The organism is Dyella nitratireducens (genome assembly GCF_014642835.1).
Taxonomy (GTDB): domain Bacteria; phylum Pseudomonadota; class Gammaproteobacteria; order Xanthomonadales; family Rhodanobacteraceae; genus Dyella_B; species Dyella_B nitratireducens.
Window position 1 is genome coordinate 889,468 of record NZ_BMJA01000001.1, and the last position, 16,986, is coordinate 906,453.

At 60.7% G+C, this 16,986-nt stretch carries 12 protein-coding genes; 6 read left to right on the forward strand and 6 right to left on the reverse strand.

The window, feature by feature from the left end; translation table 11 throughout:
* Positions 1-3 precede the first annotated feature (3 nt).
* From rapZ to ptsP, 4 genes are all read left to right on the forward strand, one after another.
* Positions 4-897 (forward strand): RNase adapter RapZ, encoded by an 894-nt coding sequence (rapZ, locus tag IEX75_RS04220; protein WP_188792983.1) that lies wholly within the window; start codon positions 4-6, stop codon positions 895-897.
* 43 nt (positions 898-940) lie between these two features.
* Positions 941-1,333 carry a PTS sugar transporter subunit IIA gene (locus IEX75_RS04225; RefSeq protein ID WP_188792984.1) on the forward strand — a complete coding sequence of 131 codons (393 nt, stop codon included), beginning with the start codon at positions 941-943 and terminating at the stop codon, positions 1,331-1,333.
* Positions 1,326-1,595 (forward strand): HPr family phosphocarrier protein, encoded by a 270-nt coding sequence (locus IEX75_RS04230; RefSeq protein WP_188792985.1) that lies wholly within the window; start codon positions 1,326-1,328, stop codon positions 1,593-1,595. The genes IEX75_RS04225 and IEX75_RS04230 overlap by 8 nt, the downstream gene beginning before the upstream one ends.
* Before the next feature lie 125 nt (positions 1,596-1,720).
* Entirely contained in the window at positions 1,721-3,469 is a 1,749-nt protein-coding gene (gene ptsP, locus IEX75_RS04235) for a phosphoenolpyruvate--protein phosphotransferase (protein ID WP_188792986.1), read from the forward strand.
* A 188-nt stretch (positions 3,470-3,657) separates the two neighbouring features.
* Here the strand turns inward: ptsP and ampC are convergent, their stop codons facing one another.
* From ampC to IEX75_RS04255, 4 genes are all read right to left on the reverse strand, one after another.
* A complete protein-coding gene (ampC, locus tag IEX75_RS04240) occupies positions 3,658-4,776 on the reverse strand; it encodes a class C beta-lactamase (protein WP_423373276.1) in 1,119 nt (372 codons plus the stop codon).
* A 269-nt stretch (positions 4,777-5,045) separates the two neighbouring features.
* Entirely contained in the window at positions 5,046-7,751 is a 2,706-nt protein-coding gene (locus IEX75_RS04245; protein WP_188792987.1) for an ESPR-type extended signal peptide-containing protein, read from the reverse strand.
* Between the two features lie 990 nt (positions 7,752-8,741).
* Positions 8,742-9,953: an alginate lyase family protein gene (locus IEX75_RS04250; protein WP_188792988.1), complete on the reverse strand. Its 1,212-nt coding sequence runs from the start codon at positions 9,951-9,953 to the stop codon at positions 8,742-8,744.
* A 101-nt stretch (positions 9,954-10,054) separates the two neighbouring features.
* Complete coding sequence (locus IEX75_RS04255; RefSeq protein ID WP_188792989.1) at positions 10,055-10,930, reverse strand: LysR substrate-binding domain-containing protein; 876 nt, start codon at positions 10,928-10,930, stop codon at positions 10,055-10,057.
* A gap of 91 nt (positions 10,931-11,021) precedes the next feature.
* Here IEX75_RS04255 and IEX75_RS04260 point away from each other — a divergent pair, with 91 nt between their 5' ends.
* Entirely contained in the window at positions 11,022-12,059 is a 1,038-nt protein-coding gene (locus IEX75_RS04260; protein ID WP_188792990.1) for a YeiH family protein, read from the forward strand.
* Between the two features lie 59 nt (positions 12,060-12,118).
* Here IEX75_RS04260 and tsaB read toward each other — a convergent pair whose 3' ends face one another.
* Both tsaB and IEX75_RS04270 read right to left on the reverse strand, forming a co-directional pair.
* Positions 12,119-12,808: a tRNA (adenosine(37)-N6)-threonylcarbamoyltransferase complex dimerization subunit type 1 TsaB gene (tsaB, locus tag IEX75_RS04265; RefSeq protein ID WP_188792991.1), complete on the reverse strand. Its 690-nt coding sequence runs from the start codon at positions 12,806-12,808 to the stop codon at positions 12,119-12,121.
* 55 nt (positions 12,809-12,863) lie between these two features.
* Positions 12,864-13,814, reverse strand: coding sequence for a hypothetical protein (locus IEX75_RS04270; RefSeq protein WP_188792992.1), 951 nt, complete (start codon positions 13,812-13,814; stop codon positions 12,864-12,866).
* 277 nt (positions 13,815-14,091) lie between these two features.
* On the opposite strand from IEX75_RS04270, the gene IEX75_RS04275 reads away from it, so the two are divergent.
* Positions 14,092-16,899 (forward strand): valine--tRNA ligase, encoded by a 2,808-nt coding sequence (locus tag IEX75_RS04275; RefSeq protein WP_188792993.1) that lies wholly within the window; start codon positions 14,092-14,094, stop codon positions 16,897-16,899.
* The last annotated feature ends 87 nt before the right edge of the window (positions 16,900-16,986 follow it).

The window sequence follows — 16,986 nt, forward strand, 5'->3', positions numbered from 1 at the left end:
CGCATGAGCCAATACGAAGCATTGATTTCCAGCGACGATCCGAATGCCATCCACCTGGTGGTGCTCACCGGCATGTCCGGCGGCGGCAAAACGGTGGCCCTGCGCGCGCTGGAAGATCTTGAGTTCTACTGCGTCGACAACCTGCCCAGCGCCTTGCTGCCGCAACTGGTGGAAGCGGCCACGCGTGGCGACAGCCATCGCCGCCGCATTGCCGTCGGCGTGGACGTGCGCAATCGCGATGAAGACTTCCGGCACATGCCCAAGGTGCTGTCGGTGTTGGCTGCCACCGTGCAAGTGCATTTGATCTTCATCGACTGCAACGACGCCGTACTCACCAAGCGCTATTCGGAAACCCGCCGGCGACACCCGTTGGCCGTTCGCGGCCGGTCACTCGCCGACGCCATTGCCGAAGAACGCCGGCTGCTGCGGCCACTGATGGCCATTGCCGAGCGCGTGATCGATTCCAGCGATCTGAATGTGCATCAACTGCGTCGATTGATTGCGACCGGCTATGCGCAGACCACGGCCGGCCTCACGCTGATGTTCCAGTCGTTCGCGTTTCGGCGCGGCTTGCCGCTGGATTCGGATTTCGTCTTCGATGCGCGCTGCCTGCCCAATCCGCACTGGGAACCCACGCTGCGCCCGCTGTCCGGCAAGGACGGCCCGGTGCGCGAATTCCTGGAACGCCAGCCGGTCGTAGGCGAATACTTCGACGACACCGTGCGCTGGCTGGATGCCTGGCTGCCCCGCTTCGAAGCGGATGATCGCAGCTACGTCACCATTTCCATCGGCTGCACCGGCGGCCGCCACCGTTCGGTATACCTGGTCGAGAAACTCGCCGCGCACTATCGCACCACGCGCGAAGGGGTTCTCACTTTCCATCGCGAACTTGAGTGATGTTTATGCTGTCTTTCACAAACCCAAACGAAGCCGCGGCATCATGAGCGTCGGCGTGCTTCTGATGACCCACGAGTCGGTCGGCCAGGCGCTGGTCAAAGCAGCACGTCATGTGTTGCCGAAACTGCCGCTTAGGGTGGCCACCGTGGAAGTGCCGGCACGGGCCGATCCGGATGTCATGCGCACGCTCACTGCCAAGCATGCGCGCGAACTGGATCAAGGCGAGGGTGTGCTGGTGCTGGCCGATCTGTATGGCGCGACGCCCTGCAATATCGGGCTGTCGTTGAGTGCGGTGGGCGTAAGGCTGCGCTGTGTTTCGGGATTGAACCTGCCCATGCTGCTGCGCGTACTCAACTACGCCGACAAGCCGCTGGACGAACTTGCGGAAATCGCGGCCAGCGGCGGTCGCGGAGGAATCTTCATCGATCATGCTTGAAAAAGAAATCGTCGTCTCCAACAAACTGGGCTTGCATGCCCGCGCATCGGCCAAGCTGGTGCAGCTCGTGCAAAGTTTCAAATCCACCGTCTGGTTGATCAGCAAAGGACGCGAAGTGAATGCGCAAAGCATCATGGGCGTGATGATGTTGGCCGCGGGCATCGGCACACCGCTGACGGTGCGCGCCGACGGCCCGGATGAATCGGCGGCGCTCGGCGCGGTGATCGATCTGTTTGAACGCAAATTCGACGAAGGGGCGTGAATGAGGCAAGGAACAGGAAACAAGGAACGGAAAACGTCATCGCCGCGACGTATTGCACGCTTGCGCGGTGCTGACATGCTCCATTCCCTGCTCCCTGTTCTGCACGCCGCCGCCGGGAGGCGCCCATGAGGCAAATCCTCGCCGGCACCATGGCCTCGCGCGGCATGACCCTGGGCCGTGCCCGCCTTGTGCAGCCCAGCCGCTACCTCGTCGATACACGCCCGCTCGCTGAAGAAGAAATTCCCTCCGAACTCGAACGCCTGCATGCCGCACTGGATACCGCGCGGCAGGAGCTGCACGAGTTGCGCGGCAAGTTGCATGGCGCCTTGGCGCGCGAAGTCAACGAATTCATCGATGCGCACAGCCTGCTGCTGGACGACGCGGAACTGATCCGCGGCCTCGACGAAATGATCACCATCGGCCGCTACCGCGCCGGTGCCGCGTTGAAGAAACAACGCGACCGTCTCGCCGGCGTTTTCAGTGCCATGGACGATCCTTATCTGCGCAGCCGCATGGAAGACGTCGATCAAGTCATCGGCCGCGTCATCTCCGCACTGCAACGCCAAACGAGTGCGGAAGAACGCAAGCTCGCCGCCCGCGTCGGCGAAATTCTCGTGGCCGACACCATCGCGCCGGCCGACATGGCGCACCTCGCCGGCAACGGCTTGCTCGGCGTCATCACCAGCTCCGGCAGCCCGTATTCGCACAGCGCCATTCTCGCGCGCAGCCTCAACCTGCCCATGCTGGTGGGTACGCGCGATGCGCTCTCCACCATCCACGACGATGACCTGATCCTGCTCGACACCGAGCGTGGCGAAGCCGTGCTGCATCCCACCGCGCAAGATCTCGCGCGCTACCGCTCATGGCAGCGCGAAGCCGCATTGGAAGGACGCCGCCTCGCCAGCCTGGCCAATGCGCCCACGCAAACACGCGACGGCATCAGCGTGCGCCTGCTGGCCAATGCCGAATCGGCCAGCGACGTGGCCCTCGCCCGTACCCGCGGCGCGGATGGCGTCGGTCTGTATCGCACGGAATTTCTATTCCTGCGCCACAAGGGTTTGCCCTCGGAAGACGAACAGTTCATTGCCTACCGCGACGTGGTCTTGGGCATGGGCGGCGCGCCGGTCACCATCCGCACGCTCGATCTGGGCGCCGACAAGGCCGATGCTGCGGGCCTGGTCATCCGTGGCGAAGAAAATCCCGCGCTGGGTGTGCGCGGCGTGCGTTTGTCGTTGCGTCATCCCGCCGTGTTCACCACGCAGATCCGCGCCATCCTGCGCGCCGCCTGCTACGGCCCGGTACGCGTGCTGGTGCCGATGGTCACGCAGCCGGACGAACTCATCGCCGTCCGCACGCTGTTCAAACTCGCGCGCCAGGAACTCAAGCGCGAAAACATCGACCTGCCGGAAAAACTCCCGCTCGGCGCAATGATCGAAGTGCCTGCCGCCGCCATCAACGTGCGCGCCCTGCTCGAGCACTCCGACTTCCTCGCCATCGGCACCAACGACCTGGCGCAATACGTGCTCGCCGCCGACCGTGGCAACGATGCGCTCGACAACATCTACAACCCGCTGCAACCCGCGCTGCTGCGCTTGCTCTCGCACGTGATTTCAGCAGGCCGTCGAGCCGGCAAACCGGTGAGCTTGTGCGGCGAGATCGGCGGCGACGAAAACTTCACCGCCTTGCTGCTCGCGCTGGGCCTGTGCGAATTCAGCATGCACCCCAGCCGCATCCTGCTCGTACGCGATCGGCTCGCCACACTCGATCACGCCAAACTGCGCAGCTACGCGCCGCGCTTGATTCGCGCACGCACACACGAAGAAGCGGAAGCCCTGCTCGCTTCCATTACCACCACCTGCCCCGAGTCGGCGTAGGTTGGGGTGCAAACCCCAACATCGTTATCCAGCTGACATGGCAACGTTGGGGTTTGCACCCCAACCTACGGCAAGCAGCCTATTGGCGAAGATAGTTTCGTGGCGCATCGTCATCCCGGCGAAAGCTGGGACCCAGTGTCTTTACCCAGGCCTTCGCCGGGGGCGACGATCCAGAACTTCCCTGGCAGTTAATCCAGGCTTTCCAGTATCCGATACGCAAGCCGAAGCCTTGCTGCCGTAGGGTGATTACGGTTGGCCAGTATCACGATGCCGATCTTCTTCGCGGGTACAAACACCACATAAGAACCGAATCCATTGGTGGCGCCGGTCTTGTTGACCAGTACATCCTGCTGCGCTGCCAGCGGCGGCTCCAAGCGCGTAACGGCGTTGTCCTGCAAAATCATCTTCGCCGCATTGCTTTCCAGCAGCGTATGGAGTTGCACCGGATAGTCCATCTGCTCCCAGATCAGATCCTGTGTCATCGGCCCGACTTTGAAATAACCGACGTGCGTCTGATCGAGTGCCTGTCGAAGCCTCGGTTCCACTTCGACCAACCCGAGGTTGGCCTCCACGACATGCAACATGTCCTTGGCGTTGCTCTTTACGCCGTAAGCCTCGTCCGCCAGCACGCCAGGATTGAGGCGAACAGGTTTGTTGTCGCTGTTATAACCCTGTGCGTAGAGCGACATCTTGTCCGTCGGCACATGGAGGTAGGTGTTGGATAACCCGAGCTTGGAAAACACCAGCTTCTGCATGGCCACATCGAATGGCATTTGCAGGCTCTTCGCCGTAATCATGCCGAGCATGCCGATGCTGGGGTTGGCGTAAGTGCGCGCGGTGCCGGGGGCATACCGCGGTTTCCAGTGCTTGAAATAGTCCATCAACTGGGCCGTGTCGTGAACGTCATCCGGCACCTGCAACGGAAAGCCGCCCGCCGTATGCGTACCCAACTCGAGCAAGGTCACCTTGTTGAAGTCGCTACCCGCCAGTTGCGGCACATACTTGCTCGGATGATCACTCAAAGAGAGTCGACCCTCAGCTTGCGCATAAGAAGTCAGCGTCGCGGTAAACGTCTTGCTGACCGAACCAAGTTCAAACAGCGTGTCGCTGGTGACCTTCTGCCTCGTTTCCCGGGATGCCACGCCGTAGTTGTAGAACCGCTGCTTGCCCTGCACGGTGATCGCAATCGCCATACCGGGAATATCGTTTTGCTGCATGAAGGCTTGCGCGGCATCCGCAACCGTTGCATCCAGATCGTGCGCAGGTGATGCGGCGACTGCGCTACTGACCACGGCAACACCGGCCATCAGCACCGTTATCGTACGAATGCTTTCCATGAATCGCGTCATGACTACTCCTATGTCCATGCTTAATCGGCGTAATAGAAGAAAATCATAGTTCGACTAACGAGGCAAACACGGGGCACGCATGTGGCTGTTGCGAGATGCTAGGCGGCCGCGAAGGTCCACCGTTGACTTGGGAGGTACGACGACTTTCGTGGCGACCTAAAAAAATGGCCGGTGTCCAAGACACCGGCCCAATTCGACCTGAGGAGTTTTTTTATCGCTGAAACTGCTTAGAGATCGAAGCCAAAGCCCACACCCACGTTGGCATCCGAACCGCTGACCGCACCGCCGATGCTGAAGCGGGCGCGTTCGTTGATGGCCTTGGCGTAACCCACCGCCAGAGCAGACTGGCCACTTTGGTAACCAACGCCCATGGAGACGCGGCCCTTGCCCGGCATCACGCCCGCGGAGTTGATCGCCATCTGCGTGCTGGCCGCGCTCATCGCGCCCATGCCGCTGATGCGCTTGTCCATCTGATGGAACTTCTGGTTCGCCCAATCCTTCACGCCATTGACCGCATCCTGCACCTGGCCCCAGTTCGCCGCGTCGGTACGCTGCGTGCCGGCTGCCACGTTGGTGATCTGGCGCTCGTTACCTTCCGAACCCACCGATACGGTGTTGTCGCGATCGGCCACCGAGCCTGCACCCAAGGCCACCGAGTTGTTGCCGGTAGCGCTGGCGTTGGAACCCAGCGCGGTGCTGTTCTGGCCCGTGGCGCTGGCGCTTTCGCCCACCGCCGTGCTGCCCGCACCGGAGGCCACTGCATTGGCACCATTGGCCGTGCTGTTGGTACCCGTGGCCGCCGAGTTGGCACCCGTCGCCGTGCTGTTGCTGCCGGACGCGACCGCATTGGCACCGTTGGCGGTGCTGTTGTCGCCCGAAGCCACCGAGCCCGCACCCGTCGCCGTGCTGCTAGCGCCGGAGGCCACCGAACCGTTACCCACCGCCGTGCTGTTATCGCCCGACGCGTTGGAACCGTTGCCAATCGCTGTGCTGCCGTTGCCGGACGCATTCGCACCGTCGCCGATCACCACGCTGTTGTCGCCCGAACCGGGGTTGGGGCCATAACCCGGTGTGCCGCCGCCGCCCTCGCCCGGACCGCCGATCGTGCCATCGGCAATGCCCTGCTCGATCGTACCGACACGGCCATCCAGATCGCTGTACTGGTTGCTGAGGTTGTTGTATTGGCTGTTGAGCGCGTCGTACTGGCTCTGGAAGTTCTGCTGCATGTCGAACAACTGGCCGCCGTTCACCGCCTGCATGCTGCCGGCCGCGACCAGGCCCGGTGCCAGGTTGTTGATCACGGTGCCGTTCGTGCCGCCCAGCGTCGCCGAGGTCAAGGCGTGATCGTCGTACGAGATCACCGTCATCGGATCGCCGGAAGGATCGTACAGACCGGCCGCCTTCAACTGCGACATCGTCACCACGTCGTCATCGCCGACGCCGTTTTCCACGCCAGTGATCCTGCGCATGCCGTCAGTGCCGGTGAAATCCACCAGGCCGCCACCGCTATTGCCTGCAACCGTGATCAGGCCCGTGGTGGCATCCTGCTTGACCAGACCCACCGCGCCGTTGCTGATATCGCTCTGCAACTGGCCGATGTTGGTTTCGTTGGTGGTCACACGGCCATCCAAGTTCGTCACGCTGGTGGAGAGGTTGCTCACATTCGTATTGAGCGTGCCGATGTCGGCAGTGTTCTTAGAGATATTGCCGTTAGCCGTGGTCAGCGCGGTATCCAGCCCTTGCAGCGCGTCAGTGATAGTGCTTGACGTGCCACCATTGGCCAAGTTGTAGGTAGGACCGGTAACGTTGCCATTTGCATCCATGGTGGCGCCCAGCGCGGTCAGCGCAGGCGACAGCTGGTTGACGTTTACCGCGTCGGTGCCGCTCACGCCATTGGCCATATTCACGATCTTGCTGTTCGTGGTGCCGTTACCGACTGAAACCGTATTGGCCTGATTGGCGACTGCGCCGGCACCCAAGGCAACAGCGTTCGACGCCGTGGCGCTGGCGCTTTGGCCGATGGCAATGGAAGTAGCACCGGACACGGTCGCAGCCTCGCCGAGGGCTACAGAGCCGCTACCCGCACTGGTTACAGAGGAGGACTCACCGATGGCGATGGAGTGAAGAGCTGATGCGTTCGCCGCCTGGACATTACTGCCACCAATCGCGACTGAGCCGTTGCCAGCCGCGACGGTACCGCTGCCTACCGCAGTAGCTCCTACACCAGATGCGTTCGCAGATTGGCCAAAGGCAACGGCATCATTGCCGGAAGCGGCGGAACTTGCACCGATGGCGATGCTATTCAAATTCGTTGCATTGGCACCGTTGCCGAGAGCGATGGTGCTGTCAGCCGTTGCATTGGACGACGCACCGATCGCAACGGCTTGGTTGCCGGTTGCACTCACGTTGTATCCCCCGGCAAATGAAGCCGTACCGGTCGTCTCCGTGCCAAGTGAAGAAGCCTCTCCGATATAAGTGGAGTTGGCACCCGTTGCACGTGCGTTATTACCAATCGCGGTGGATGAATCACCTATGGCCTGGGCTCCGCTGCCATAAGCAGAGGATGAGATACCCGAAGCAGTGGTGTTATTGCCAACCGCCGTGCTGTAGTCACCGCTTGCATTACCTCCACCCGCGCCATAGTTGGCGGTGGCGAGCGTGCCGACACTGCCCGTTACGCTAACGGAATCGACCGTACACGCGCCACGAGCATCCAGTACACCAGCTTGCCCATTGGACGTCATACAAGACGTACCAGGCACAACTGTGCCTTTCGCCATGACGGCATTGCCGCCGAAACCAAAACCAAGGGCGATCGCCATGACAAGCGCACCGACAACGCGGCTCTTCTTCTTGCGGCCCTTGGCCAGCTCAGAAGCCGCCACGAACGAACCGGTGGTCGCATTCCAGACAAGCTTGTAAATCGTATTCATAAAAATGTCCTCAAAACTCAGGTCGAAGGGGATGCCGTCTTCGGCATCGCGAATGGCCAGGGTCGAGGTGACGCCATAAGCCGGTTGGTATCGAACGCGGCGTCCTGTTGAAGCCGCTGAGACAAACGATGGCGAGTGCGGTGGTTATCAAAAACCCGCATCGAAACGCATGCCGTTACATGCATTGCCATCGGTTCGACTAGGACATTTCAGACGAGACCAGTCTTCGTGGACATAAAAAAACTACGAGATCGACCATGCACACGCGGCCAATCACTGCGCATACGGCGCGGATTCAAGCTGTTGAATGAAATCTCAAAAAAGAGTGATGTAAAACGAAACCTGAGCCATCGGTCGCTTGCACATGGCTTCTGCATGGCACACGAATCAGCACTCATATGGAACAACTTCTACAGTTGTCGCAATACTTTGTTGATGCTTTGCGCGGGCGTTTTGGTATCTGAGAGAGGCGCTAAAAAAGTCTAAATTACCTCAGCGTCATTCCGGCGAAGGCGCACTGCTGTCCGGGGAAGTTTCGTAGTACCTCACCGTCATTCCGGCGAAGGCCGAGGCGCTTTACAACAGCGAAGCTGGTCAATCCATGTCGAGTCTAGCCATGGATCGGCGATTACCTTTACTCCGCATGGATATAAATGGATTCCGGCCTTCGCCGGAATGACGATAAGGCAAGATTGAAGACTATGGTGAGAACAAGTTCCTCGCTGCATTCCTTTGCAAAAAGTGCCTATAGAACGGCGGTTTTATGAGCTTCAGCAAAATCTTCCTCGGACAGCAATGGGCGAAGGCCGGAATGACGCTGAGGTAAAAATGCCAAGTATTGGCCGCGAAAAAGCCCATCCTTGAACAGCTCGAAAAACGTGGGGATACCTCAGCGTCTGATGCCGTGGCCGGCATCGCGAATGGCCAGGGTCGAAGTGACGCCATGAGCCGGTGGCATCGCGACGTTGGGGTTTTCATCCAACCTGCTTGCTACTGCTCTTTCTTAACCTGATGCGAATGTTTCTTGCGACCCTGCTTCGCATCCGCATTTCCCGTCAAGCCATGGGTGAGCGTTTCCCATCGATAGTGAAATTCCCCACTGGTAGGTCTTGTCTGTTCCAGGAATTTCTGTGTTTCCGGCAGGCTCATTCCCTGTCGGATGGCATAGTGGTTGTAGCCGATTTCAAGCGTACCGATCATGCCGTGGTTGATCACCACGTCCTGGGGTGGAGTACCGCACGACAAAGCCGGCGGAGATCCGCCATTCTGAAATCGCGCGTGAAATTCCATCGCCTTGGTGATGCGCTCCGCTTCTGCCCCATACAAATCCACGCCTTGGATACGTGCCGTCTCGGCGGCGTTAATGATGGCCGCAAAACCGTAGGCGACATGCCCTTCATCGCGACATGTTTCCTGTGACAAGCCATCGATCCAATCACTCGGGACAAACCACTGCTTGACGATTTGCGTGTCATTGCGGGGGCACCACGGCGTACGGCGCGGAAGCGGTCCATCGGATTTCAGATAGATATAGGCGGGAACCAGTCCGCGCCATTTGGCCACGGCGTCATCGAAAAGCGTTGTATTGCGATTGAAGACCGCGATATTGAGCATGGCTTCAATGCCGCTAGCATGCCAATTGCCGTTGTAGCAGGCATATTTACTTTGGGTATCGAACATCTGCTCGATGGATGGCAGATATTGATCCTTGAACATCTTCGCAACTTTGTCCTTGTCATCTTGCGACCAGTAGTTGCCACCGTCCGGGCCGCCGCCTGGATCGTAGTATTTGACGATCTCCGCGGCCCGGGTAAATAGCTCCGCCGCCCAAGCCGCTTGCAAGGGGGCGTTTTCATTGGTGTGCCCGCCCTTCAGGGTATTCGCCCACGCATTGAGAATGTCGACGGCATTCGTCGCGTACTTTTTGTTTCGGGTGTATCGCCATAACAAGGCTTGCGTGTAGGCGGCCGTTGCATCATCGGTTTCTTCGTGGCAGCCGTTGTCAGGGTTCGAGCTTGACCCGCAGTCCACGGTTTCCCTGGGATGGGGTACGTAATCCAAGTTGGTATATTTCGCGTTGCCGTTCGACAACACCAACGCCAGCGCCGATTTCCATGGCTCTTGACCGATATGATCACGAACGTAGTTCAACTGATTATTGGTCACCAACACGCCAGGATGGACCAGCACCGTCTGTGCCACCACCTGACCCGAAACGAATAGCCCCAACAGAAGACAACCGGCTGTTCGACGCATACATCCTCCTAATCCATGATCAGTCAGGACGCGACAACAAACACCTCTCACACTGAATGCAAAAAAGCCTCGAGCGCCGCACCACGATATTTCTCGCGATGTAAAAGTATTGAGAGCTTTCTGCTCAAATCGAGGAACGGTGTTTTCAGTGCGGCCAGTCTTCCCGTCGCCAGCGCATCGGTCACCGCCACTTGTGGCAAGCAGGCGATGCCAAGCCCGGCGGCAACCGCCTGCTTGATGGCTTCGATCTGATCCAGCTCCATCACCGTTTCGCCTGGCGGCAGTTGCGCCAAGGCGCGTTCAGTGGTGATACGCGTCGCGGAACCGTGTTCGCGCAGGATCCAGCGCGCACCGGCGAAGTGTTCGGGCTTCAATGCACGCTTTTTTGCCAAGGGATGATCGGGTGGCGCGCACACCAGCAGCACATCGTCGCGCCAGGGACGCGCTTCCAGCAGCGGGTGCGTGACCGGGCCTTCCACGCAACCGACATCGAGGCTGTGATCGAGTACGGCAGCGGCAATGTCATCCGTATTCGCCACACGCAGACGAATGGCCACGTGGGGATGTCCGCGCACGAAATCGCCTAGCAACTCGCCAACAAGATAGTTGCCGACCGTGTTGCTCGCGCCGACACGCAGTTCACCGGCTAACGCTGCTGTCTTGCCGGTAGCGCGGCGCCCGAATTCGGCATGGCGCTCCAGCAGTTCCTGCGCCAGCGGCAGCAGTTCGCGCCCGCGCGCGTTGAGGCGCAGCCGGCCGCGCTCGCGGTCGAACACGGGGGCGTCCAGCTGCCGCTCCATTTCGGCCAGGGCCATGCTGGCGGCCGGCTGGGTGAGGTGCAGCCGCTCAGCGGCGGCGCGCACGCTGCCGTGCAGGGCAATCTGCACGAATACATCGAGCTGACGCAGGCTGACGTTGAGCATAAGCCAAGTTTATACACTTGATTAGATATTTCAAATTTTCCTAATACATGACGAATTGGAAAATGGCGCAGTCCCCACGGAACTGCCCGTCATGAACGCCGTATCCCTTCCCACCACGTCCCCCGCCCTGCAAGTTCGCGCCTCCGGTCTGTTGCTGGCCATCGCCATCGCCCTGGCGGCCTGGTGGCTGGGGCGCCAGGTGCCACTGATTGGCGGTCCGGTGTTCGGCATCGTGATCGGCATTGCGGTACGCAACCTGCTCTCGCCGGGTGAGCGCTTCAACCCGGGCATCCAGTTCGCCAGCAAGCAGATTTTGCAATGGTCGATCATCGCGCTTGGTTTTGGGCTGAGCCTCACGCAGGTGGCCAAGACCGGATTGGAATCGCTATCGGTGACGCTGGTGACCATGACGGTGGCCTTCGGGTCGGCATGGCTGCTTGGCCGCGTACTTAAAGTGCACGACAAGCTGAAGGTGCTGATCGGCGTGGGTACGGCGATCTGCGGCGGTTCGGCGATTGCCGCGGTGACACCGATCATCAAGCCGGACGATCACGACACCGCGTTCGCGATTTCCACCATCTTCCTGTTCAACATCGTGGCCGTGTTGCTGTTCCCGCTACTGGGGCACGCGCTGCATCTTTCCGATCTGGGTTTCGGCCTGTGGGCGGGTACGGCGATCAACGATACGTCTTCGGTGGTGGCTGCCGGTTACAGCTACAGCACCACGGCCGGTGATTACGCCACCATCGTGAAGCTGACGCGCGCTACGCTGATCATTCCGATCTGCCTGGTGCTCGCCATTGTGGTGGCGATGCGTGAAAAGCGTGCCGCGAAGCATGCCGGCGTGGTCAGCGACTTCAAGCTGAGCCGCATCTTTCCGTGGTTCATCCTGTGGTTCCTGGTGGCTTCGGCCGTGCGCACGGCGGGCTTTGTGCCCAGCGAGATCCAGCCGGCGATCCATGTGGCGGCGGAGTTCATGATCATCGTGGCGCTTACCGCGATCGGCCTGTCGGCGAACCTGCGCAAGATGGCGTCGACGGGCGTGCGGCCGATTCTGCTGGGGTTGGGTGTATGGGCGGCGGTGTCGGTGAGCAGCTTGCTGGTGCAGTGGGTGATCGGACAGCTGTAGGTTGGGTGCAAACCCCAACGCCATCACATGCATTCCGATGTTGGGGTTTGCACCCCAACCTACGCCCGCCCTTGCTCCGTCAACGTCAGCGCCACTTTGTCGCGCAAATACACCGGCAAGGCATGCTCTGGCGCCACCGCACGACCCGCATTGAATTCACGCACGGCCAGCGTCGCGACATGAAGTGCTTGCGGATAACAGCTGCCATCGGCCGAACGTGGCGCAGCGCCCAACCTGGCCAGTAATACATCTTTGTACGTCGCCCAACCGGAACCGGCCACGTTCCAGGCATCAGCCTGCGGCAACATCAAGGCATCGGGCAGGCAAACGCACTCTTCGTCCAACGCGATCAAGCCGCCTTCATCGTCACGTCGATAGCAGGCTGCGTAGATCTCGCCCATGCGCGCGTCGATCACGGCAAGAATCGCCGCATCGTCTTCCGGCGCTTCCAGGGCCAGCGCGGCGAGTGAAGAAACGGTGACCACCGGCCGATCCAGCGCCAGCGCCATGCCCTGCGCCAGCGATACCGCCAACCTCACGCCGGTGAAGGCACCAGGGCCGCGCCCTACGGCGATGGCATCCAGCGCATGCTTGCCGATCCCCGCTTCCGCCAGCAATTCATCCGCCATCGGCAGCACCCGCTCGGCGTGGCGACGCGGTGCCAGTTCGCTGCGAGCGATCACGGTTTCGCCGTGCACCAGGGCGACGGAGCAGGCTTCGGTGGCGGTTTCGATGGCGAGCAGGTTCATCGCGGCATTCTCGCACTCCACGCTCCGGCACGCATGCCGCTGCCTCTCGGCAAGCTCAATAGCGCTTGGCTTTCGGGTTGTAATAACCCGTATCACTCGCCTCCAGCAATGTGCGCATCGCCGGCCCGATGTGCTTGAAGCCATGCGCCGCCAACACTTCCTTCTTGCCCGGGATGTCGTATTGGCCGGATACGCCTTCGCGCTGTGCACCAATCGGCAAATCCGCCGGCCGCGGCAATTGTTCCGGCCAATGCTGGGCGTGCAACGTGAGCGGCGGACACCAGTGACGGTTATCCGGATGCACCGGCTCACGCTCCTTGATGTGAAGCACGGCACTCGCGCCAAATTCCGCGACAAAGGCGTGATAGAAGTCGTACTCCAGCGTGTTCTCGAACGTCGGCTGGATACCGTCGATCACCTTGAAGAAACGCGGATCGTTGCGTGCGATAAAGAACTGCGTGGACAGCGTCTGCTTGCGCTTGATGCCGAAGTCGTTGCCCAACGCATTAAGCACCTTCGCCGCGCCCAGTTTCACTTTCGCGAAGGGATGATTGAGACGCCGCCATTGCACACGTTGATCGGTGCTCCACGTCGATGCCGCGAGATGCGCTTCAGGATGGCGATCCAGCAGATCGATGTAGCGCTGGATGACGCCCTGGTCGAATACCCAGGTATCCGCCTCGACGTGCACCAGATATTGCGGGTTATAAACCTCCACCGCCGCACGGCAGGACTGGCGCAGCAGGTTCAGCGCGCCTTCGATGATGGAACGCGGCTGGCAGCGCACCAGCACGTCCTCCATGTGCGGCTCGTAGGTGGGATCGGAGCAGGCGTGCACGATCAGCCACGGCTCGGGATAGTTGAGCTTGATGATTTCCTGGTTGATACGCGCGCAATCGGGGCGTTCGTGGTTGGTCATGCAGACCACCACTTTGGGGCGATGCTCGGTTGCAGCCAGCTTTGGAAGACCCGCCGTGGCAATATCGACTTCGTTTCGTACTTCCATGCGCCCCTGTCCGGACGGGAGTGGTGAAATCAGTCAAGAACTATAGCTCCTTTCAAATCCCTCTCTCCGGAAAGGCTGCAAAAAACCCTTCAACCGTCGTCCCGGCGCACGCCGGGACCCAGTGTCTTGATGGGCCGACAAAGTCGCTGGAGCCCGGCGTTCGCCGGGGCGACGGGTCCGGCGTCGCTTTGGCACATCCCCACCCGGCCCTTACAATAAGAGTTTCTGTGTCTATCCACGCGTGCCTGCCCACCCGGCGCGCCAATGCGAGTCCCCGATGGAAAAGAGTTTCGAGCCCCGCCCGATCGAGTCGAAGTGGTATGCCCGCTGGGAGCAAAGCGGTGTATTCCACCCGCCCGGCCACGGCGAGCCGTACTGCATCCTGCTGCCGCCGCCGAACGTCACCGGCACCTTGCACATGGGCCACGCGTTTCAGCAGACCGTGATGGACATGCTGATCCGCTACCAGCGCATGCGCGGCATGAACACGCTGTGGCAGGTCGGCACCGACCACGCCGGCATCGCCACGCAGAAAATCGTGGAGAACCAGCTCGCGGTAGAGAGCAAGAGCCGCCACGACCTGGGCCGCGAACCTTTCGTAGAACGCGTGTGGCAGTGGAAGGAAGAATCTGGCTCCACCATCACCAACCAGATGCGCCGCCTCGGCGTGGCCGCCGACTGGTCGCGCGAGCGCTTCACCATGGACGAAGGGCTGTCGGCCGCCGTGCGCAAGGTGTTCGTGGAGTGGTACCGCGCGGGCCTGATCTACCGCGGCAATCGCCTGGTGAACTGGGACCCGGTGCTGGGCACGGCCGTGTCCGATCTGGAAGTGAACAATGTCGAGCGCGACGGGCACATGTGGTCGATTCGCTATCCGGTGACCGATAGCGACGAAAGCCTCGTCGTCGCCACCACGCGTCCGGAAACCATGCTCGGCGACGTCGCAGTCGCCGTGCATCCGGACGACGAGCGCTATCAGCACCTGATCGGCAAGACACTGACGTTGCCGCTCTCAGGCCGCCAGATTCCGGTGATCGCCGATGACTATGTCGATCGCGAATTCGGCACTGGTTGCGTGAAGATCACGCCTGCGCATGATTTCAATGACTACGCCATCGGTCAGCGCCACAAGCTCGCGCCGATCGAGATCTTCACGCTCGATGCGAAGATCAACGGCAATGCGCCTGCGAAGTATCAGGGCATGGATCGCTACGAGGCACGCAAGGCCGTGCTCGCCGATCTCGAAACGGCCGAACTGTTGGTGGAAACCAAACCGCACAAACTGCAGGTGCCGGTCAGCCAGCGCTCGGATGCAGTGATCGAACCGATGCTCACCGACCAGTGGTTCGTCGATCTCACCAGCGAGAAAGGTCGTAGCGCGATCACCGAACCTGCGCTTGATGCAGTGCGCTCAGGCGCGATCAAGTTCGTCCCGGAAAACTGGACGACGACCTACACGCAATGGCTGGAAAACATCCAGGACTGGTGCATCAGCCGCCAACTGTGGTGGGGCCATCGCATTCCGGCGTGGTATGACGGGGCCGGCAATATTTTCGTCGGCGAAGACGAAGCCGATGCGCGCAAGCATGCTTCCATCGAACCCGTTGGTGCGTTGAAGCAAGATGAGGATGTACTCGACACCTGGTTCAGCTCCGCACTGTGGCCGTTCTCCACCCTGGGCTGGCCGTTCCACGGCGAGGTGAAGAACGAACGCGGCGACGTGATCGCGAACTGGGAACGCGACAAGCTCTTTCTGCCCAGCGCCGTATTGGTCACCGGCTTCGACATCATCTTCTTCTGGGTCGCGCGCATGGTGATGGCGACTTTGTACTTCACCAAGCAGGTGCCGTTCCGCGAGGTGTACATCAACGCTATCGTGCGCGATGCGGAAGGCCAGAAGATGTCCAAGTCCAAGGGCAACACGCTGGACCCGTTGGACCTGATCGACGGCATCGAGCTGGAGCCGCTGGTCGAGAAATCCACCAAGTCGCTGCTGATTCCGCAGGTGCGTGAGAAGGTGGAAAAGCGCATCCGCAAGGATTATCCGCAAGGCATTTCCGCCATCGGCACCGATGCGTTGCGATTTACTTTCGCGGCGCTAGCCAGCTACAGCCGCACGATCAATTTCGATCTCAAGCGTGCGGAAGGTTACAAGGCGTTCTGCAACAAACTGTGGAATGCGGCGCGCTTCGTGCTGATGAATCTGCCGGAAGGCGAATTGCCCGCGCCGGCTGGTGCGCCGGTCACTGAAGCGGAGCGCTGGATTCTCACGCGCTTGAAGCACACGCTGGTGGAGGTGGAGCAGCACTTCGTCACTTATCGTTTCGACCTGCTGGCGCAGGCGCTGTATGAGTTCGTGTGGAACGAATACTGCGACTGGTTCCTGGAACTGTCCAAGCCGGCCTTGAACGGCGACGATGCCGTTGCCGCGGCGTCGACGCGCCATACGCTGCTGGTGGTGCTGGAAACCGTACTGCGCGCGCTGCATCCGATCATTCCGTTTATCACCGAGGAAATCTGGCAATCGGTGGCGCCGAAGCTCGGTATTCAGGCTGAAAGCATCTTCCTGTGCCAGTGGCCGAATGCTGGCGAGATGGCCGCAGATGAAGCAGCGACCGCCGAGATCGAGTGGTACAAGAACGTGCTGAGCGGTATTCGCCGCATCCGCGCGGAAATGAACATCGCGCCCGGCAAGACCATTCCCTTGCTGCTGGCCGATGGTGATGCCAGCGATCGTGCACGCGCCGCCAAGTTCGCTGCACAAATCAGCTTCCTTGCGCGCGTGGAAGCACCACAGTGGATTGCCACCGGCGCGGACGAACCCGCTGCCGCCGCAGCCGTGGTCGGCACGCTGCGCGTGCTGATTCCTCTTGCCGGCCTGATCGATCTCGACGCTGAGAAAACACGCCTGAGCAAGGAAATCGCCAAGATCGAAGGCGAAATCAAGAAGTGCGAGAACAAGCTGGGCAATGCCAACTTCGTGGCGAATGCACCGACGGAAGTGGTGGCGCAGGAGCGGCAGCGTATTGCGGATTGGGGGACGCAGTTGGGTGCGTTGCGTGAGCAGATGCGCAAGCTCGGCTGATACGCGATGCCTCCTACTCCCTCTCCCCTCCGGGGAGAGGGTTGGGGTGAGGGGCAAATCTCGCCGATAAATTCGCTCATTCCGCAC

Coding starts and splice junctions, on each gene's coding strand:
- IEX75_RS04245 (WP_188792987.1), bottom strand. CDS start 7,751: ATGAATACGATTTACAAGCTTGTCTGGAATGCGACCACCGGTTCGTTC.
- ptsP (WP_188792986.1), top strand. CDS start 1,721: ATGAGGCAAATCCTCGCCGGCACCATGGCCTCGCGCGGCATGACCCTG.
- rapZ (WP_188792983.1), top strand. CDS start 4: ATGAGCCAATACGAAGCATTGATTTCCAGCGACGATCCGAATGCCATC.
- IEX75_RS04230 (WP_188792985.1), top strand. CDS start 1,326: ATGCTTGAAAAAGAAATCGTCGTCTCCAACAAACTGGGCTTGCATGCC.
- IEX75_RS04225 (WP_188792984.1), top strand. CDS start 941: ATGAGCGTCGGCGTGCTTCTGATGACCCACGAGTCGGTCGGCCAGGCG.
- IEX75_RS04270 (WP_188792992.1), bottom strand. CDS start 13,814: ATGGAAGTACGAAACGAAGTCGATATTGCCACGGCGGGTCTTCCAAAG.
- tsaB (WP_188792991.1), bottom strand. CDS start 12,808: ATGAACCTGCTCGCCATCGAAACCGCCACCGAAGCCTGCTCCGTCGCC.
- ampC (WP_423373276.1), bottom strand. CDS start 4,776: ATGGCCGGTGTTGCCGTGGTCAGTAGCGCAGTCGCCGCATCACCTGCG.
- IEX75_RS04255 (WP_188792989.1), bottom strand. CDS start 10,930: ATGCTCAACGTCAGCCTGCGTCAGCTCGATGTATTCGTGCAGATTGCC.
- IEX75_RS04275 (WP_188792993.1), top strand. CDS start 14,092: ATGGAAAAGAGTTTCGAGCCCCGCCCGATCGAGTCGAAGTGGTATGCC.
- IEX75_RS04260 (WP_188792990.1), top strand. CDS start 11,022: ATGAACGCCGTATCCCTTCCCACCACGTCCCCCGCCCTGCAAGTTCGC.